The organism is Planococcus salinarum (genome assembly GCF_007004625.1).
GTDB classification, from domain to species: domain Bacteria; phylum Bacillota; class Bacilli; order Bacillales_A; family Planococcaceae; genus Planococcus; species Planococcus salinarum.
Map to the genome: position 1 here is coordinate 34,138 of NZ_VIFV01000021.1, position 19,038 is coordinate 53,175.

Genomic DNA, 19,038 nt, shown 5'->3' on the forward strand with positions numbered 1-19,038 from the left:
ATGCAACGCCTTTTCATGTCTCGTAGCTAGCGAAGCGATGCAGAGACATGAGCACGGTTTTTGGCAAGCGCAGCTGTTTTGCGAAATATCGGTTGGAATGTATTATTAATTCAAATAAATAAATCTTGAAATAAAAAAAGGGAATGCCCCCTTACCCGATTTTCTGGGCAGAAGACATTCCTGATTGGATCTGATACATCTGGAAATAGGTGCCGCCGAGTTTCATCAGTTCATCGTGTGAACCGGATTCGGCAATTTCACCGCGGTCGAGCACCAGGATGCGATCCGCATTTTTTATAGTCGATAATCTGTGTGCAATGATGAAAGTTGTTCTTCCTTTTTTCAGCACTTCCATCGCATGTTGAATGATTTCTTCCGTTTCGGTATCGATATTCGATGTGGCCTCGTCCAGTATCAGTATCGCCGGATCAAAAGCCAACGCGCGCGCAAATGACACCAATTGACGCTGGCCGGAAGACAGTGTGCTGCCTTTTTCGACAACGGGCTCATCAATGCCATTCGGCAGATGCTTCAGCACGCGTTCACCGCCAACTTCTTCCAGCGCTCTAACTGCACGTTCTCGGCTGATACGCTTATCGCCCAATGTGATGTTCGACTCAATCGTGCCGGAAAATAAATACGGGTCCTGCAATACAATTCCCATATGTTCCCGCACAGCCTGCCTCGACATGTCATTGATGTTGATGCCATCAATCGTAATACTGCCTTTGGAAACATCGTAGAAACGGAACAGCAGGTTCATGATGGAACTTTTCCCTGAACCGGTGTGGCCGACCAGCGCAACCGTTTCCCCTTGTTTCGCTTCGAACGTCAGATCCTTCAAGACATATTCTTCATCCTTATAAGCGAACCAGACATCTTCAAAGCGCACATTGCCGCGGTATCTTGCAATCTTCTCATCGCTGACATCTTCCCCGCTGCGGTCAAGCAAGCGGAAGACCCGCTCAGCGGCCACCAACGCCTGTTCCAATTTCGCAAACTGGTTGACGATGCCGCTGATCGGATTGAACAGGCGGATGATGTAATCGACGAAGGCATAAAGGACACCCACGGTTACAACTTCGTTGCCGGACATGGTCGACCCACCAAAATACCAGATGAAAGCGATGAAAACCATCGAACGCAGAACCCCTACCATGTTATGTGAGGCTGCTGCTTCCAAGATCAACAGCTTTTGCTGAAATTTAAAATGCACATTGTTCATGCTCTCAAATTCCTCTTTCATCTGCTTCTCGCGTCTGAATGCCTGGATGATCGTCATGCCTTGGATTGACTCATTGATCATCGCATTCATGTCACTGACTTTTTCACGGACCACATGATTGTATTTTGCAGCATATTTCCGGTAGACCAGCATCCATACATATAACAGCGGCACGATGACAAACGTAATCAGCGCCATGCGCCAGTCAAGATAGAACAGAGCTGCATAAATACCTGCCATATACATGAAGCTTGTCGCGAACTGCGACAGCACCGTAACAAATAATTCACGGATGGCTTCCGTATCATTCGTAATCCTGGCGACAACTTTGCCGGCCGGCAGGTTATCGAAGTAACGGATCGGCAACCGTTGCACGTGCTCGAAAACATCATTGCGCATTTTCCGGATGATCCTATTCGCGCCTTTCTGCAACAGAATATACTGCAGGTAGCGGAATACGGCAGTGACGATTCCGAGTGCAAAGAACAACGCCAACAGGTAGGCAATCGGTTCAAAATCGATCGCTTCACCGGATGTTGCGATATGATTGTCTATTATTTCTTTTGCAATAAGTGGTGTCGCCAAGTCTGCAGCAACTGCAATTGCCAGAAATACGAGGCCGACAATCAAAACCCCTTTAAAATTCAGAGCATAATTTAATAGTCTTTTTCCTGTAGTCATTCTTACACCTCCTCAATCTGCTGACGGAGGAATTGTTCGTTATACCATCCATTTTTCTTCAGCAAATCATCATGCGTTCCTTCTTCGATGACTTCTCCGTCATCCAGGACGACAATCCAATCAGCATGCTGAACCGCTGACAAGCGGTGCGTAGTGATGATTGTTGTTTTCCCGGAACGTTCTTTTTGAATATTTTCGATGATCCGCGCTTCTGTTTTCGCATCTACAGCTGATAGGGAATCATCGAGTATTAAAATTTCAGGATTTTTGATCAACGCTCTCGCAATCGAAATCCGCTGTTTCTGACCCCCCGATAATGCGACCCCTTTTTCCCCCACTAACGTATCAAGGCCGTTCGGCAGCATTTCCAAATCTTTGGTGAAGTGGGAAAGACGAATCGCTTCAGCAATGTCTTCTTCGGTCGCATCTGATTTTCCGAACAGAATATTCGCCCGGATCGTTCTTGAGAACAGGACATGATCCTGCGGAACATAGCCGATCCAGCCCCTAAGCTGATCTTTCGTCAGATCCGCCAGTTCGATGCCATTCAGCATAATTGAACCTTCACCTGCAGGATATTCCCTCATCAATTGTTTCACGAAGGTCGTTTTTCCGCTTCCCGTTTTCCCTACGATCCCCAGAGTTTGCCCGCTGTTCATGGACAGATTGATGCCCTGCAGGTTAATGGAACTTGATTGTGGATATGTGAAACTGAAATCACGGAAACCGATATTTTCCGGTTTTTCCGCATATACCGGTTTCACCGGATCGACAACGTCTTCCTCGTAATCCAGGGTTTCATTTACACGGTCCAGTGAGGCATTGCCCCGTTGAAGGATATTGATCAGTTCGCCGATTGCGAACATCGGCCAGACGATCATCCCGAGATATACATTGAACGCTACAAGGTCACCGAGCGTCATAACCCCGTCCGCCACCAAAAGGGCACCGTAGCCGAGGCCGATCATGTAACTGATCGCCGTCAGCACCTTTGTGACCGGCGCAAACAGCGCATCAATCCGTTCAACCGCCATATTCTTTTCATAGACATCATCCGTCATTTCGGCGAATTGCTGCTCGGAAGCACGTTCCTGTACATAAGCCCTCACCACTCGCACGCCGCCGACTGATTCAAGAACACTGTCGTTCATATCACCGAACGCATCCTGCGCCGATGTATAGCGTTCGTGAATTTTCCTTCCCAGTATCTGGACGACAATCGCCAGGATCGGCAGTGGAATCAATGCCAGTAACGTCAGTTCCCACGAGACGAGGAATCCCATCGCGATGATGATGGTCCCCATATATAATGTCGAATCGACAAGTGTCAATATCCCAAAGCCAGCGGTTTCCGATATAGCCCGCAGGTCGTTTGTGGACCTCGCCATCAAATCGCCAGTCCGGTTCTTTTCGAAGAATGTCGGCGTCATTTTCAGGAAATGTCCCATCAAACTTGAACGGAGCTGGCGCTCAATGACATAAGCACCGCCGAACAATTGGTATTGCCAGACAAAATTAATCAGATAGGCAAGAATCATTGCAACCGCCAAAATGATGATGTATTCCCACAGCAATTCCGATGTCAACTCATTTTGCGCAATCGAGTCGATGGCGACCCCGATCAACCATGGTGGAATGATCTCCAGGACATTGGCAATAAGCAATAAGCCGACCGCTATTGTATAGCGGATCCAATTTTCTTTAAAAAACCATTTTAATTTCCATAAAACATCAAACATATACAATTCCTTCTTTCGTTTCCGATTTCAGCTAGTCGCCTTCGAGCGCTTCCTTCGTCATAATTTTTCTTTGTTGGATTTTTTCCATTTTCATATTCTCCTTTGTTTTTTATTTGGCAACTGATCCCCAGTGCCGATTATTTAAACAGCAGGTGCTGGTTAAAACTTATTAGAAATGCGACAGCGAGAGATAGCCCAAACTTGTTTGGGCCTATCTCTTGCGACGAAGCAGCGCAGCGATGCAGGAGCAGGGTTTATAGCAAGATCAATGAAGTGGCGTTCTTTGCCACGCAGCTGGGCCGGCTTATGCCCCGAAGAGCCGGGCCGCTTGAGTCTGGACACCGAAATGCGACAACGCCCCAAAACTTTCATAGGGTTACATCCATCTCACGGACTCTGCATTCCGATTAAAATCGTTTCATAGCCATAAAAAAGCGCATGCCGATTTTTCTCGGCATGCGCTCACGAAAAAAGGACAGGTACTCAGACCCGTCCCAATACTTCTAGTCACGAAATAAATTCAAAGACAAAAAACAGGATGGCCTGACGTAAATATGAAATTGAATTGAGTGTTTACAAGTACTTTTTTCATCGTCAAAACCTCCATTCCTTCAAATTTGATAGTTCAAGCGTACCACTGCCTTTTTTGAATTGTCAACATTATTTTAAAAAAAGAGAATATTCTTTTAGATACTGAATGGTACGGATGGGAAGTGGCCCTCACTTTCCGGCACTGCAGCCCCATTGCACCACTTCCAATTCTTCAGCGGCATCCGAATGTTTCTCTTTTCTGAATGGCGGGTACTTTCAGTAATAAGAGAAATTCTTAGTGAGGTGAAGATGATGTTCAAAAAAGTCGCCGTGGCATACGACGGTTCAGACGGCAGCAGGATAGCGCTGGATAAAGCAATGGAACTAAAACAGGATTTTCCGGAACTGCAGTTATCAATCATCTACGTTAACGAAGAAACAGAGGAAAGCATCGGATTCATGAGTGCTGGTGATGCCTCTTCACCTGTAGTATCTTCCGAAGTCGACAGTACCTATGCACAATTTATGCCTTATGGAATCGGTGACAATAATGGGCGCCGTGTTCCGAAAGACACCCTGGAGCGCTCCTCCGAATTTTCAAAGCATATGCACAACTCTATTCAGCAGCAATTGGATGAAAAAAAGATTGAGGCAGATGTTTTGGCACTGGAAGGCAATGCTTCCAAAACAATTCCAGCCTTTATTGAAGAACAAAAAGTTGATCTGCTCGTGGTCGGCAACAGCGGCAAGTCCGGACTGCAAAAGTTCTTTATCGGTTCTGTCAGCAAAAAACTGCTGAAAGAATCTCCCTGCTCCGTTCTGGTAGTGAAATGACGAGGTCTGGATGCGTTGATATCGCAGAGGAATGCTTTGGGCATTTCCCCTTTCTAAGTCCAACTAACCTCATTTGTGCTATTTCCGTCACAAAAACAACAGTTTAATTTGCCTGGATATGGGTAAACATTACTAAATACAAGAAAACTCGAAAACAAGGAAGAAGGAGAACAGCCATGTCTAAGCAAACCGTCTACTTTCTGTCTTCGCACCAGCACCGTGGACTAATGGCTGAGATATGGGCAAATCGCCTCGAACTCCCGGATTGGGAAATCCGAAGTGCCGCTTGGAGCCAGCCCTCAGTCAGCGAAACCCCTATCGAAGTCATGAGGGAAATCATCCTTGACCTGCCTGATGTCGAACCGAGATCCTACAATCACGATGAAGTCAGCGGAGCGGATTTAATCATCGCTATGCATGACGGGGAATTGGAGCAGGATGATATACCGGCAGATTTGCCCGCTCAAAAACTGCTGCGATGGAATATTAGGAATCCTGAGCTCCGGTCTTTGGATGAAACAGAACAATGGGCATTATATCAGGAAATTTGTGATGAAATTGCCATGAATATAAAAGGTATGGAAACTTATTTCCGTTCAAACTATATGTAAAAACCTTCACCCCGAAAAAAGGTGAAGGTTTTATTTTTTTGCATTTCAGCGATACAGCACTGCCCGGACGGGACTTCCTTCTGCGCCTGTTATTTTCAATGGCAAAGCGGATAGTTGGTAAACTCCTGGCTCAACACCATCAAGGACAATGCCCTCCAGAATAAAACGCCCGTTTGTATTCATCGAATGATGCATCGGCAACTCCTTGCTGGTTTCCGGATCCACCGAAGGTACGTCGACTCCGAGCAGCCGGATTCCCCTTTCTTTCATCCACACAGCGATGGCCTCCGAAAAAACAGGCCAGCTCTTTGGAAAGTCCCTGCGATTCTTCCAGCTGCAGGTCTTCAACAAAACTGCGGTCACTCCATCTTCCGGTTCCTGCATATTTTCTACGCCAATTTTATCCAACCCTTGCACATCCAGCACCTGGGCGGTTGAAAGATAAACTTCCAATGGCATTTCGTCTATCCTCAGGCCTTGATCATCATAATGAAAAGGGGCATCTATATGAGTTCCCATATGGGTGCTGGATTTCAGTTCCCCTATATTGACTGATCCGCTCTGTTCCTTGGTCACGGAAAGGGCATATTCAAACGGCCGGTCCCCCGGCCATTCCGGAGTTTCATCGTTCAGTTCCATGGAAATGTCGAAAATTTCCTTAACACTCATTTATGCCACCACATTTCGTTCGTTGCTGTAGTTTTTATATAATTCTTCATTCATGATCATTTCAAGAATTTTAACTGTACGTTCCACATCTTCGAACGATGTATAAAGAGCAACTGGCGCAAGACGTATGATATTCGGTGCCCGGAAATCCGGCACGACGCCTTCCGCTTTCAGCGCTTTGCAGATTCTGGCCGCTTCGGGATGGGATAATGCAATATGTCCACCGCGATCCTCATCCTGTTCAGGAGTTACATCAGTCAATTCCGGAACTCCCGCTGCCAGCCCTTTGCGCAGCGCAAGAGTCAACTGCAGCGACTTTTCGCGGACACGCGAAATTCCGGCCTCCTCGAAAACTTCAATGCTGCCCAGCAGCGGGGCCATACTGAAGATATTCGGGGTCCCGATTTGATATGCTCCTGCCCCTTCTGCTTTGGAAAATTGATGGGTCATGTCAAATTGCTTTGTTTTATCAGACCCGAACCATCCGGCATTGCCCGGCAATAGCTGGTGATGGCGCTCATGGATGTAAAGGCCACCCGTCCCGCCAGGTCCTGAATTCATGTATTTATAATGGCACCAAACCGCGAAATCAACGCCGTCTTCGTGAAGCCGGTGTGGCATGGCACCTATCGAATGGGCAAGATCAAATCCAACAAGGATCCCTTTTTCATGCGCGGCTTCCGTTATTTCCCGAATCGCCAGCAACTGCCCGCTCCGGTAAAGCACGGACGGCAACAGGACAATTGACACATCTTCGGTCAATTTCTCCAAAATATCCTCCAGTTCCAATGTATAGCCATCCCTGCTTTCAATTTTCCGCATGGCAATTTCCGGATTCAGTCCGCGCAGGCGGAGATGGCTTTCCACCGCATAAATGTCCGACGGGAAATTCAATTCATCGACAAGGATAACCGATCGTTCTGCTGTCGGCTGGAATAATGTCGACAGCATCTGGTGGATGTTTGAGGTGATCGAGCCCGTCACCATCACTTCATGTGGCTTCGCACCGACAAAAGGAGCGATACGCGAACTCATCTCCTCTGCCAGTGTGAACCAGGGATTGTCCCCTTCTGTCCAGCCGTCGATTCCGTAACTTCTCCAGCTATCCACCAAACTGAGCATTTTTGCTTCGGCCCGTTTTGACATGAGTCCGAGAGAATTTCCGTCCATATAAATTTGTCCGTCTTCCATATAAAACTCTTCTTTAAAATCTTTCAGCACATCCTGTTCATCCAAATCCCTGGCAGTCGCCATAGTCATCTTCCTTTCATCTATAGGAATGCATACATTGCAGCGCCGAGAATTGCGGTTATCAGAACAACAATCCAAGGGGCGAGTTTAAAATAGACTAACATGGCAAAAGCGATTACCGCAACGGCAAAGTCAGCCGGGCCGTTTATCGCTGAAACAAATACGGGATCATACAGCGCAGCAAGCAAAATGCCCACCACAGCTGCATTTACTCCCTTCAACGCGGCTTGGACGCCGGATTTGGTCCGTATGATGCTCCAGAACGGCAATGTGCCGATGACCAGCAGGAACGAGGGCAGAAACATGGCAAAGACAGCGATGAATACCCCCCACCCACTGCCCATCAATTGGCCCAGATAAGCTGACAGCGTGAACAGTGGACCCGGAACCGCCTGTGCCGCACCGTAGCCGGCGATGAATGTATCGGCATCCATAAATTCAGGCACAACTTCACGTTCAAGCATCGGCAACACTACATGGCCGCCACCGAACACAATCGAACCGACACGGTAAAAAATATCAAAAATCGCATAGTAACCCGATTCGATCAGGGGTCGCAGCAACGGCAGCCCGATCAATAATCCGGCGAAAATTGTCCATGCAGCTATACCGGTCTTTTTGCCGAAAGTAAGAACCAATTGGACAGCTTCCGGCGCTTTTTCGTAGCGGTAGATGAAGAACCCGATTGACCCGGCCAGTATGATGACTGCGATTTGCGCCCAGGCTGTCGGCACCAGTAATATAGCTGCCGCCGATAAAACGGCAATAGCCACCCTTTGCCTGTCCGGCACCAAAGACTTGCCCATCCCGAGCAGCGCATGGGCAACAACGGCAACTGCCACTATTTTTAAGCCCTGGATCCAACCGGTATCAAAAGCTCCTCCTGAAATGAACATCGCAAACAATGCCAGTATAAGGACAGATGGCATGGTGAAACCGAACCATGACAAGAACCCTCCAAGAATCCCTCCCCGCAGCATCCCAATCGAAATACCGACCTGAGAACTTGCCGGGCCTGGCAGGAATTGGCATAATGCAACAATGTCTGCATAAGCTTTATCATCAAGCCATTTCCGCTTTTCAACATACTCATTCCGAAAATATCCAAGATGGGCCGTGGGACCACCAAATGAAGTCATTCCAAGCTTGGTGGATGCTTTTAGAATTTCCAGGTATTTATTTTGTGCCACTGGAGCCCCTCCTTTTTCTTTATCTCCTATTAAGGATAACTGAATGCTTATGTGTTTTAAATTACAATTGTGTAAATTTCATTTTACGGAATTATTTGTCTTTTCATTTTCCTTGCCGTATTATTGAATTACTTTATATTTCTATATTTGTTGAGATAATAATTTGCATAAGTCGATATTCCGCAAAACAGCGCCAAAGCGGCATATAAAGTATTAATCTTCTATTCAAATTATTTAACCAGGAGGTGCAAACTTTGTTTCACTCATAACCTTTTTGACTGAAGCAAAGGAATTATTTGGATATAGCCATACACTTAATTACATTTTTTCTGCTTATCAGCACTGCGGCCTTTTTTTCGGCAAGTGAATATGCCATTGTAAAAGTACATAAAAGCCGGATTGACCAATTGATGGAAGACGGCCACAGAAATGCAGCAGCTGCCGGCCGCGTCCTGTCGAATGTGGACGATTATTTGTCTGCCTGCCAGATTGGCATTATGTTATCCGTACTCGGTTTGGGCTGGCTTGGCCACGCAGCCGTTCTGGATATCATCACTCCCCTGATTGCGAACCTGCAGTTGCAGACCGATGTTGCGGGCGTAGTGGCATTCCTGATTGCATTTTTCATTGTACTGTCGATTTTGTCGATAATTGGTGAGCTGATCCCGAAAACGATCGCCATCCACAATGCTGAAAAAATCACCTTGGCAATCGCCAAACCATTAATTGCCTCCTATTACCTTATGTATGGCTTTATCTGGCTTTTTCATAAAGCGTCGAGAATCATTACGGGGTGGTTTGGCATCAGCCAGGTTACACAGTCGGACATCGGACATACGGAAGAAGATCTGAAGTTGCTGTTGGCGGACAGTTTGAGAAGTGGAGAAATCAATTCCTCGGAATTCGCATTCGTCAATAAGATTTTTGAATTTGATGAACGCATTGCCAAAGAAATAATGGTTCCAAGGACCGGGATGAAAATCATCGAAAAAGAACTGACTCTGAAAGAGGTGTTCGAAGTTCCCGGTATTGAGAAGTTTACCCGCTATCCCGTCATCGACGGAGACAGGGATCATATCATTGGCGTGCTCAATATGAAATATCTTCTTACGGCCTATATCAGAAATCCGCTCAATGGCGATAAAGCCGTTGAAAATTTTGTGCTTCCCGTTATCCAGGTCATCGACACGATGCCCTTGAACGAATTATTGCTGAAGATACAGCGTGAGCGCATTCATATGGCGATACTGCGCGATGAATATGGGGGGACAGCGGGGCTTGTGACAATTGAAGACATCATCGAGGAAATCGTCGGCGATATCCAGGATGAATTTGATATGGAAGAAGTTCCCGAAGTACAAAAAATTGGAGATGCACATTATATCTTCAGTGCCAAGATGCTGATTGACAGCATTAATGATATACTGGATATAGAAATTGATGAAGAAGACATCGATACTATTGGCGGGTGGATCATGAGCAAAAGTTTTGATGCCATACCCGGAGAAAAGATAATTGAACAAGGATATGAATTTCTGATCAAAGAAGTTGATGGCCATCATATCCTCTACCTGGAAGTTCAGAAAATTGATGAAGCTGAACAGGATGAATAACGACAGCGACTCTCATGCGGGGGTCGTTTTCACTTTGTCCCGAAGATTTGGAGGCAGGAAACTTTATGGAATTATACACAAATTTACGCCGCGGGGAAAAAGGCGCCTGGCTGAGCATAGGGGCTTATGTCTTTCTCAGCGCCCTGAAACTGGCTTTCGGTTTTGCCGGCTCATCAGAAGCGCTGAAAGCCGACGGACTCAATAACCTGACTGATATCATTGCATCCGTCGCTGTATTGGTGGGATTGCGGATCTCTCAGAAACCGCCGGATGAAAACCACCATTACGGCCATTTACGCGCTGAAACGGTGGCTTCGCTGTTGGCCTCTTTCATCATGGCGGTCATTGGCCTCCAGGTTCTGCTCGGGGCCGGACGAAATTTAGTAAATCCAGGTGAACAGACGGAACCTTCTTTGTATACTGCCGGAATCGCTTTCTTTTCCGCAATCGTCATGTATGCTGTTTACCGCTACAACTTGAAATTGAGCCGTGAAATCAACAGCAGCGCTGTCAAAGCGGCGGCTTATGACAACCGGTCCGATGCCGTTGTCAGCATCGGTGCCGGGATTGGAATCGTTGGCGCTATCCTCGGCGCACCGGTCCTCGACGTCATCACAGCTTTTATCGTCGGCCTGATTATTTTGAAAACCGCTTTGGACATATTCAAAGAATCGGTGATGACCTTGACTGACGCATTCAATGAAGATGAGCTCGAGACCCTGTCTGTCATAATACGAAAAGTGCCCGGTGTCCGAAAATTAAGCGACTTTAAAGGGAGACATCACGGCAATGTCATGTTTGTGGACTTGACCATTGAAGTGGATCCCCGGTTGAATGTAACGGAAAGCCATTGGATAACGGAAGAAATTGAAAGAAAAGTAAAAAAATCGAAACCCAATTGTGTCGTGCTCGTACATATAGAGCCGGACTATTCCGACTTTGACGACCCGGCACAAGAGGAGGAGTAAGTGATGTATGATTTAGTTGACCAAAAGAAAATCGTTTATATTGCCATTGCAGTTATTTTGTTGATTTCCGCTCTGGTTGCGCCCGTTGCTGTTTTTTACCCCATCAAAGCCACCTTCATCACTCCCGATGCGCTGGCAATCGGCACATCCCCTGCATCGCTGCTCACCGGGGGCATTGGCCTTGCGCTGTTGGCGGGTGCTTTGATTGTCCTGGCTACTGTCGAACAGAAGCTGAAAAAATATGGCACTGCTCTTGCATTAGCCGTTTTGGGGGTTCTTGGGCTCAGCTTTTCATTGACCGACTATTATTACATAACTTCAGAACAGTTCGTCTATAATGCCCCGTTGGCGATAACTTCCGACAAATATGATTGGACGGATTTCGAAAAAATCGAAGAACGCATCATCAAGGAAAATGGCGTAACCAAAGTAGACTCAATTGTCTTTTACTTGAACAATGGCACAGTCATTGATATGTCCGGTGGATCCATCCTCACGATGAGCGGCAGCATCATCAATAATGTACAGCGGTCCGGCGGCTCCCATGAACGAATCCGGGAAGAATAACTGGTACTCGAAAAGCCCTTTGCCTATCAGGCAAAGGGCTTTAACTATTCAGCGGGGGCTGTGCTGCTGCCAGCTTCACATCATTTCCAAAGAATAAGCCGGCAATCCCATGGCGGAGCCTGCTTTCGAGCCGCTCTTTCATCTCGACATCGGTGACGTGCACCTCCACCTGAAAATCCAATGCGGAATTCCGGAATCCGATGAACCGCACATCCGGCTGCTGATTCTCCGGGACTCCATCCATCGCAGACATTTCCTTTTCTGCAGCTTCACAGATCAACTTCTCGACTTTCGCCGTATCACTGCCATAAGCGACACTGACCTCTACCCGGGCGAACAATTCGGCACTGGAACGATTTTTTACAATCTGCTCGATAAAATATTGGTTCGGTACCACCATTGTTCCATCCTTTAAGGTTTCCACCACTGTGGAGCGCAATTTGATCCTTTTAATTTTCCCTATTTTTTTATCAATTTCCACCATTTCCCCGACTTCCATCGGCCGTTCGAAAAGAATGATGATGCCTGATACAAAGTTAGCGGCGATATTGCGGACACCGAAACCGATCCCTATGCCCAGGACACTGAAAACGACGCCCAATGCCGTGAGATCAAGTCCGACTGTGGTGAAGCTTAACGCTAGGGCAAGAAACATGACTGTGTAGTAAATCAGTCGGTTGATGGTAAAACTCAACCCGACATCGATATCAAATTGCTCGTATATATAAGGCATTACATGACGCGTGAATGTCTTGATGATGCGGCTCGCAAAAGTCACAATCATTACGACTACCACGATCAGGAAAATAGTCACCTCAACGCCATCGGTCTCGTAAAACGGATAGGTAAGCCATCTTTCCTTCCAGAAATAGAACAAGAACAAAATAATGGAACTGTAGAAAGCCAGCCAGTTCAGGATGGCTTCAATAATCGGTATAAACCTTTTCTTGTATGGCGTTCGTTTTAAAATCATTTTCAGGGTCCACTCAATTGCCAGCTTGATGACGAAAATCAAAGAGAGATAGACGAAGAACATGAAAAATTCCCTAACCGATAAATCCTTCAGCATTTCTATGCCCCTGAAGATCTGGCCATTGTCCATTGTCATCGCCTCTTTCCTTTCATCTGATGAAAATTGCATCAATCAATTCCCTTTTAACATCAGCAAATTGACTGAAGACTTTCCAAGCTGGTCAGCAAGTCTGTCCACTTTCCCCTGCAGGAACTTGCGGTCCAGAGACTTCATTTCCTGGGGATTGATTGCCTCCAGCACATATAATTGAATGTCCCACAAATCTTCATATCGTTCTGAAGAGGTTGATTCAGCGGTAACTACCAATGAATCTGTTATTGCCGACATTACTGAAATATCATCTTTTCCATAATAGGCGATCTGGTAATAAACTTTATACAGAATTTCCTCGAACTTCGGCAACGGGTACAGTACGCGTCCATTGCCTTCCTTGTCAGTGAACACCAATCCACCTGTACTGAGATTCCCTATTTTACCGAGCAGATTGCCGAGGCGGACAATAATATCATTTGCAGTGTTAGGATCGTTAATGCCCGGCGAGATGGCCCTCAAGCCAATTTCGACAAGTTTCTGCATGGCAAATTCAATATCCTGTTCGGAAGTTCGTTCTTCGCCGAACACGAAAAATTCATCGACAGGAAAATCGTCGGAATCCGCCTTAAAGATATTGACCAGCGGTTTATTTTCATGGACATATTCACCGATGCAGGAAAGCACTTCAATTTCCATATTCTTTTTTTGGGCAAAATCCTGCAATTTTTCAAAATAGATATAACCAATGAATCCGGTCTTTCCTGCCATGATGGTTTGCTTGATGCCATCCGGTTTCCAGCCCGCACCGGAACTGGCACTGCCTGACTCGAGTTTATCGAATTTACCCACGACCCGCTCCGTATCATCGACCAATTCGATAATGAGCTTCCCAACCTGGACTGTGGAGGAAATATGATGAATAAAATAGGCAAAAGTCGCGAGACAGAAGAATGCTATCAGGATGCCCACAAAAGTGGAAATCACATCGTGACTGTAAAGATGCGCCCTCATGAACAGCAGCGACAGGGTGTTATAGATAAAACCGCCAAGAAATATGCCCAGTACTCTCCACGTCAGTCGGTCATGGACGAAATTCTTCAATGTTCGGGGCGAGAATTGTGAGGAATACATTGTCAGCACGACCAGAATGGTGGAAAACGTAAAAGTCGTCATTGTCAGCAACGCACCGGATAAGCTCCCCATGATTGTTTTTGCCAAATCAACGTTTGTCAGGAGTATTGATGGTATGTATTCACTCATCGCGTCGATCCAATGCAAATCGATGTAAAAGAAGATGATCGATAATGCTACTGCAAGTATGCTGTAGGCAGCAGGGGTCACCCATAACTTTTCTTTGATCCATAAAGTGAATTTTTTCATCGCCGCTTCCCCCTAATTATTTCTATATCAAATATTTCCCCTGTTGTTGCCTGTGACAAACACATTAAGCCCGGTTTTCACTTTTTCAACTGGCTCGCACAAAATAAAAAAGCCCCTGACAGTCAGGAGCTCAAAAGTTCAACGGGTATGTGCAGTGTTTGCTGTATCGTGTTTCTCCGGAAAAATACTGCTGTCCAGATACTTGTGGAAGAACCATTCTCCGCCTCCGATAACGATTGCAGAGATAATCGCAGGCGTAATGATATCGACGTTATTGCCCACCAGTGCATCGCCAAGCAGCCATATTACAAGAAAAGCCACAACAATATCCGAAACTGTCGCAATGGCATTGCGCTTATTCTGCTCGGAGCGGTCACCTGCTTTTCTGAAAATCATCAGGTCACCCATCAAATAAGCTATTATTGTCAGCGCTAAGCTGATCCAAATAGTATCCATGAACGGAACATCAAAGAATAAAGTCAAGATAATCAAGAGGACGACTGCAATCATCAGGAATTTGATTACCAGTGCTTTTGCGTGATTCATTGATTCCACTCCTTTCTGTAGAATATTTTAGTATTCTTTACCCATTTCGCAAGACTTAAACCTTATTTTTCCACTTTTTATAAAGCACTTATTCTTTTACTGTCACCGGAATTTCTTTAACACCACGAACGATCATTCCCGGTCTCCAGACAAGTTCGCTTTCCGGCACACGCAATCTCACATTCGGAAAACGGTCCAACAGCTTGCTGATTGCTATCTTTCCCTCGAGCCGTGCAAGCGGCGCTCCGAGACAATGATGGATACCTGTTCCAAAAGCGAGATGCGGGTTCTTTTCCCGGCTGATATTGAATACTTCGGGGTCTTGGAATTTATCAGAATCGCGGTTCGCTGCATTCAAAGCAACTACCACTAATTCCCCCCGCCTGATTTCTTTTCCGGCAAATTGAAAGTTTTCACTTGCCCATCTTGATGTACTGAATTCAACTGGTCCATCGAAACGCAATGATTCCTCGATTGCTTGGTCAATCAGTTCCGGATTTCTCCTTAACAGCTCTTTCTGTTCCGGATGCTTTAGCAAGTTCAAAAAACTGTTGCCTATTAAATTGACCGTGGTCTCGTGGCCAGCAATAATCAATAAGGTCACTAGCCCATATAACTCTTTTTCCGTTAGCCGGTCACCGGCTTCTTCCGCTGTTATCAGCTTGCTGATCAGGTCGTCCTTCGGTTCCCGCCTTGTTTCACTGAACCATTCCCCAAGATAGCGGATAAAATCATTCATGTGCTGATAAATACTGACTCCGGGCTCACCGCTGCTTCCTTCAATAAGTGAATTCGACCAGATCCGAAACTTATCGCGGTCTTCCGAAGGCACACCAAGAATTTCGCAAATAACGATAATTGGCAATGGAAAAGCGAAATCGTCAATCAGATTGACTTCCTCTTTTTGTTCCATGTCGTTTAACAGCTGATCGGTTATTTCTTCTATCCGCTCTTTCATGCCTTCGATGACCCTTGGAGTAAAGGCTTTTTGCGCAAATCCCCGGAGACGGCGATGATCTGGCGGATCAGAAAAAAGCATATTCTGTGTAAATACACTCATTTCGTCCATCGAACCTCCGTAAAGCTTGCTGAAGTCCTTGATAAAACGCGGCTCCTTCAATGCCTCCACCGCTTCCGTATAGCCTGTAATCAACCATCCGTGCTGGCCATCCGGGAACCGGGTTTTATAAACCGGATTCACCCGACGCAATTGTGCGTAATATGGATAGGGATTTTCCACAAATCCTTCTGAGAATAATTGCTGGCCGTATTTATTGACGTCCACCAGATCGCCTCCTTTCTCTATTCATACCCGCTGCCGTCCGTTTTTTTCTCCGTCAAATCACCTAAAAAAGAAAAGGCCGTAAATTCCGGCCTTCTCTTTACTCCAATCTATTTTGTTGCGGCTCCAAGTGCATAGCGGATCAGGCTTTTAACGAATCGATCGAAATTCGCAAATCGCGGATCCTGTGTCTGACCATTTTTATACCGGAAATAAATCTGTTGGACAATGACTGCCAGTTTAAAATAAGCGAACGTCAGGTAAAAATCAATTTGAGAAACATCCCGGCCGCTCTTTTCCGCATAGCGGTGAATAAATTCCTCACGTGTGTAAAATCCTTCCTTGACAGTAACAGGCGGTTTGCCCATTCCCTTTTTCAGAAGTTCCGGATCATCCGCCTGGATCCAGTAGCTCATTGCTGCACCCAAATCTGCAAGCGGGTCACCGACAGTTGCCATTTCCCAATCAAAAAGTCCGGTTATTTCCGTATAATCTTCACTGAACAACGCATTATTCAATTTAAAATCGTAATGGATGATTGTTGGTTCCTGTGATTCCGGTATATTGGCCAGCATCCATTTTTTCAGAGCTTCTACCTCTTCGATATCATCTGTTTTCGCACGTTCATAACGGCCAATCCACCCATTGACCTGCCGTTCCATAAATCCTTCCGGTTTCGCCATGCCGGCAAGCGCCGTTTTTTTGTAATCGATGGCATGAAGCTCTACCAGCGTATCCACCATTTTTTCGGAAATTTTCCTGCTGAGTTCTGCAGTCGTTTCTGTTCCTTCTGGAAATTCGGTGTCCAGCACAATCCCATGCCGCCTTTCCATAACGAAGAATGGACTGCCAGTTATAGAAGTTTCTTCCGAAAACACATATGGTTTTGGGGCTGCAGGAAAAATCGGCGCAAGCGACTGCAGAATTTTGAATTCCCTTTCCATATCGTGCGCTTTCGGAGCCACTGGCCCAAGCGGCGGTTTACGGAGAACCCCTTCCCATTCACCAATTTTCAGTGCATAGGTTAAGTTGGAATGGCCCGCGCCAAATTGGCGAATTTCAAGTTCACCTTCGGGCAGTCCTCCAATTGACGAGCGAAGAAATTCTTCAAGTTTTTGCAGGTTAATTTCTTCCCCTTTTCTAACCGGAATCGTTGCTTGCGTAAAATCCCCCACTGGTTCTCCCTCGTTTCCTATAGATATTTTTTTAATTCCAATTTGGCGATTTGGCTTCTGTGTACTTCATCCGGTCCGTCCGCCAGTCGCAGCGTCCGTGCATTCGCCCATTGTGCCGCAAGTGTGAAATCGTCACTGACGCCCGCTGCACCAAAAGCCTGGATTGCGCGGTCAATGACGCGCAGCGTCATACTCGGTGCTGTGACTTTAATCATGGCGATTTCCGCTTTCGCTTCTTTATTGCCGACGGTATCCATCATATAGGCCGCTTTCAGCGTCAAAAGACGTGCCTGTTCAATGTCGATGCGTGAATCAGCGATCCATTCACGGATGACTCCCTGGTTCGCCAGCGGCTTGCCGAAAGGTGACCTTTCCTGGACGCGCCCACACATTTCTTCCAGTGCGCGTTCTGCCGCCCCGATCAGGCGCATGCAATGATGGATTCTGCCGGGCCCGAGCCTTCCCTGGGCAATCGCAAATCCTTTCCCTTCGCCCCAAATCATGTTGCCCGCCGGCACACGAACATTGTCAAAATTGATTTCCGCATGTCCATGTGGTGCGTGGTCGTAGCCGAAAACCGGCAGCATACGTTCAATCGTCACTCCTGGCGTATCCAAAGGGACCAAAATCATGGACTGCTGTTCATATTTCGCTGCATCCGGATCGTTCTTGCCCATCACGATGGCGATTTTGCAACGTGGATCGCCTGCCCCTGAGGACCACCATTTGCGGCCGTTGACGATCCATTCGTCCCCATCTTTAGTAATGGTTGCAGAAATATTCGTTGCATCACTCGATGCTGCATCCGGTTCGGTCATCGAAAAACATGAGCGGATCTCCCCGTTCAAAAGCGGTTGGAGCCATTGCGATTTCTGTTCTTCAGTTCCGTACCGTACCAGTACTTCCATATTGCCGGTATCCGGTGCGCCGCAATTGAAAACTTCCGGACCGATCAGCGACCTGCCCATGATTTCACACAGCGGCGCGTATTCCTGGTTGTTGAGGCCGGCACCATATTCGCTGTCCGGGAGAAACAAATTCCACAGCCCCTGCTCTTTCGCTTTCTGCTTCAGTTCTTCCATAATGGGAGGCACTTGCGCCCAGCGGTTTTGCTGCTCATTCAGTTGTTTTTCATAAACCCTTTCGTTCGGATAAACATGCTCTTCCATAAAACTCGTTAAGCGTTGCTGCAGATCCTGTGTCTTCTGCGAATAGGAAAAATCCAAAATAAGTTCCACCTTTCTTTTATACTGACCAGTTGGTATGTTCAGAATATTAGTTTAATGGTAGCGCTTCTATTAATTGTTTGCAAGACTTTGGAAGCCCTTCTTCCGAATTCTCTTAAAAATTGGAATCATGAATAAAAAAGGGATTGACCATTTCAGAATAATCCGGTATCTTAAAGATAACTTGAGGAAAGAGGTGGGGTATTATGGCTATTCTATTCATTGCAACGACACAGCAGATCCAGTCCATAGTATCCCGCTCCGTGTATCGCTGACGATACGCTTCTTCCATTATGCCCGGGAACCATGGACTGCGATTTGCACGACGCATCCATGGTTTTTTATTATGCATAAAAATTCACTAGTGTTGCATAAAAACTGACGAAATATTCAGTCACAATTTTTCAATTATTTTTGCCAAAAAGGGAAGCACCCGAATAAAGGTAGCACTGTCCATTTGGTAGATTTATACAGTTTGACGAAG

At 46.3% G+C, this 19,038-nt stretch carries 16 protein-coding genes; 5 read left to right on the top strand and 11 right to left on the bottom strand.

Annotated elements, in window-relative coordinates; translation table 11 throughout:
- Positions 1-151 precede the first annotated feature (151 nt).
- Together DIJ65_RS11740 and DIJ65_RS11745 are read right to left on the bottom strand one after the other, a co-directional pair.
- Complete coding sequence (locus DIJ65_RS11740) at positions 152-1,906, bottom strand: ABC transporter ATP-binding protein (RefSeq protein WP_117302423.1); 1,755 nt, start codon at positions 1,904-1,906, stop codon at positions 152-154.
- Between the two features lie 2 nt (positions 1,907-1,908).
- The gene (locus DIJ65_RS11745; RefSeq protein ID WP_117302421.1) at positions 1,909-3,645 is read right to left on the bottom strand and encodes an ABC transporter ATP-binding protein; all 1,737 of its coding nucleotides are present in this window, start codon (positions 3,643-3,645) and stop codon (positions 1,909-1,911) included.
- 843 nt (positions 3,646-4,488) lie between these two features.
- Here DIJ65_RS11745 and DIJ65_RS11750 point away from each other — a divergent pair.
- The gene (locus DIJ65_RS11750) at positions 4,489-5,010 is read left to right on the top strand and encodes a universal stress protein (RefSeq protein ID WP_117302419.1); all 522 of its coding nucleotides are present in this window, start codon (positions 4,489-4,491) and stop codon (positions 5,008-5,010) included.
- A 176-nt stretch (positions 5,011-5,186) separates the two neighbouring features.
- A complete protein-coding gene (locus DIJ65_RS11755; RefSeq protein WP_117302417.1) occupies positions 5,187-5,621 on the top strand; it encodes an arsenate-mycothiol transferase ArsC in 435 nt (144 codons plus the stop codon).
- 45 nt (positions 5,622-5,666) lie between these two features.
- Here DIJ65_RS11755 and DIJ65_RS11760 read toward each other — a convergent pair whose 3' ends face one another.
- The 3 genes from DIJ65_RS11760 to chrA are packed head-to-tail and all read right to left on the bottom strand — an operon-like array spanning position 5,667 to position 8,731.
- Positions 5,667-6,290 carry a cyclase family protein gene (locus DIJ65_RS11760; protein ID WP_117302415.1) on the bottom strand — a complete coding sequence of 208 codons (624 nt, stop codon included), beginning with the start codon at positions 6,288-6,290 and terminating at the stop codon, positions 5,667-5,669.
- Entirely contained in the window at positions 6,291-7,544 is a 1,254-nt protein-coding gene (gene kynU, locus DIJ65_RS11765) for a kynureninase (protein ID WP_117302413.1), read from the bottom strand. It lies immediately after the preceding gene.
- A 17-nt stretch (positions 7,545-7,561) separates the two neighbouring features.
- Positions 7,562-8,731 carry a chromate efflux transporter gene (gene chrA / locus DIJ65_RS11770; RefSeq protein WP_260678703.1) on the bottom strand — a complete coding sequence of 390 codons (1,170 nt, stop codon included), beginning with the start codon at positions 8,729-8,731 and terminating at the stop codon, positions 7,562-7,564.
- 296 nt (positions 8,732-9,027) lie between these two features.
- Here chrA and DIJ65_RS11775 point away from each other — a divergent pair, with 296 nt between their 5' ends.
- From DIJ65_RS11775 to DIJ65_RS11785, 3 genes are all read left to right on the top strand, one after another.
- Positions 9,028-10,344 (top strand): hemolysin family protein, encoded by a 1,317-nt coding sequence (locus DIJ65_RS11775; protein ID WP_117302411.1) that lies wholly within the window; start codon positions 9,028-9,030, stop codon positions 10,342-10,344.
- Between the two features lie 65 nt (positions 10,345-10,409).
- On the top strand, positions 10,410-11,312 hold the full coding sequence (locus DIJ65_RS11780; RefSeq protein ID WP_117302409.1) for a cation diffusion facilitator family transporter: 903 nt from the start codon (positions 10,410-10,412) through the stop codon (positions 11,310-11,312).
- Between the two features lie 3 nt (positions 11,313-11,315).
- Entirely contained in the window at positions 11,316-11,879 is a 564-nt protein-coding gene (locus tag DIJ65_RS11785) for a hypothetical protein (RefSeq protein ID WP_117302407.1), read from the top strand.
- A 40-nt stretch (positions 11,880-11,919) separates the two neighbouring features.
- On the opposite strand, the gene DIJ65_RS11790 is transcribed toward DIJ65_RS11785, so the two are convergent.
- From DIJ65_RS11790 to DIJ65_RS11815, 6 genes are all read right to left on the bottom strand, one after another.
- Positions 11,920-13,020: a mechanosensitive ion channel family protein gene (locus DIJ65_RS11790; protein ID WP_230321399.1), complete on the bottom strand. Its 1,101-nt coding sequence runs from the start codon at positions 13,018-13,020 to the stop codon at positions 11,920-11,922.
- A gap of 3 nt (positions 13,021-13,023) precedes the next feature.
- Positions 13,024-14,325, bottom strand: coding sequence for a DUF2254 domain-containing protein (locus tag DIJ65_RS11795; RefSeq protein WP_117302405.1), 1,302 nt, complete (start codon positions 14,323-14,325; stop codon positions 13,024-13,026).
- A 138-nt stretch (positions 14,326-14,463) separates the two neighbouring features.
- The gene (locus tag DIJ65_RS11800; RefSeq protein ID WP_071152190.1) at positions 14,464-14,871 is read right to left on the bottom strand and encodes a DUF2512 family protein; all 408 of its coding nucleotides are present in this window, start codon (positions 14,869-14,871) and stop codon (positions 14,464-14,466) included.
- Positions 14,872-14,959: 88 nt separating this feature from the next.
- Positions 14,960-16,156: a cytochrome P450 family protein gene (locus DIJ65_RS11805; protein WP_117302404.1), complete on the bottom strand. Its 1,197-nt coding sequence runs from the start codon at positions 16,154-16,156 to the stop codon at positions 14,960-14,962.
- Between the two features lie 107 nt (positions 16,157-16,263).
- Entirely contained in the window at positions 16,264-17,328 is a 1,065-nt protein-coding gene (locus DIJ65_RS11810) for a phosphotransferase family protein (RefSeq protein ID WP_071152191.1), read from the bottom strand.
- Between the two features lie 17 nt (positions 17,329-17,345).
- Positions 17,346-18,554, bottom strand: coding sequence for an acyl-CoA dehydrogenase (locus DIJ65_RS11815; protein ID WP_117302402.1), 1,209 nt, complete (start codon positions 18,552-18,554; stop codon positions 17,346-17,348).
- Positions 18,555-19,038 lie beyond the last annotated feature (484 nt).

What these genes read in the sequence shown, in the direction of transcription:
- DIJ65_RS11790 (WP_230321399.1), bottom strand. Translation starts at nt 13,020, where the DNA reads ATGCAATTTTCATCAGATGAAAGGAAAGAGGCGATGACAATGGACAAT.
- DIJ65_RS11755 (WP_117302417.1), top strand. Translation starts at nt 5,187, where the DNA reads ATGTCTAAGCAAACCGTCTACTTTCTGTCTTCGCACCAGCACCGTGGA.
- DIJ65_RS11780 (WP_117302409.1), top strand. Translation starts at nt 10,410, where the DNA reads ATGGAATTATACACAAATTTACGCCGCGGGGAAAAAGGCGCCTGGCTG.
- DIJ65_RS11795 (WP_117302405.1), bottom strand. Translation starts at nt 14,325, where the DNA reads ATGAAAAAATTCACTTTATGGATCAAAGAAAAGTTATGGGTGACCCCT.
- DIJ65_RS11750 (WP_117302419.1), top strand. Translation starts at nt 4,489, where the DNA reads ATGTTCAAAAAAGTCGCCGTGGCATACGACGGTTCAGACGGCAGCAGG.
- DIJ65_RS11760 (WP_117302415.1), bottom strand. Translation starts at nt 6,290, where the DNA reads ATGAGTGTTAAGGAAATTTTCGACATTTCCATGGAACTGAACGATGAA.
- DIJ65_RS11785 (WP_117302407.1), top strand. Translation starts at nt 11,316, where the DNA reads ATGTATGATTTAGTTGACCAAAAGAAAATCGTTTATATTGCCATTGCA.
- DIJ65_RS11800 (WP_071152190.1), bottom strand. Translation starts at nt 14,871, where the DNA reads ATGAATCACGCAAAAGCACTGGTAATCAAATTCCTGATGATTGCAGTC.
- DIJ65_RS11740 (WP_117302423.1), bottom strand. Translation starts at nt 1,906, where the DNA reads ATGACTACAGGAAAAAGACTATTAAATTATGCTCTGAATTTTAAAGGG.
- DIJ65_RS11745 (WP_117302421.1), bottom strand. Translation starts at nt 3,645, where the DNA reads ATGTTTGATGTTTTATGGAAATTAAAATGGTTTTTTAAAGAAAATTGG.
- kynU (WP_117302413.1), bottom strand. Translation starts at nt 7,544, where the DNA reads ATGGCGACTGCCAGGGATTTGGATGAACAGGATGTGCTGAAAGATTTT.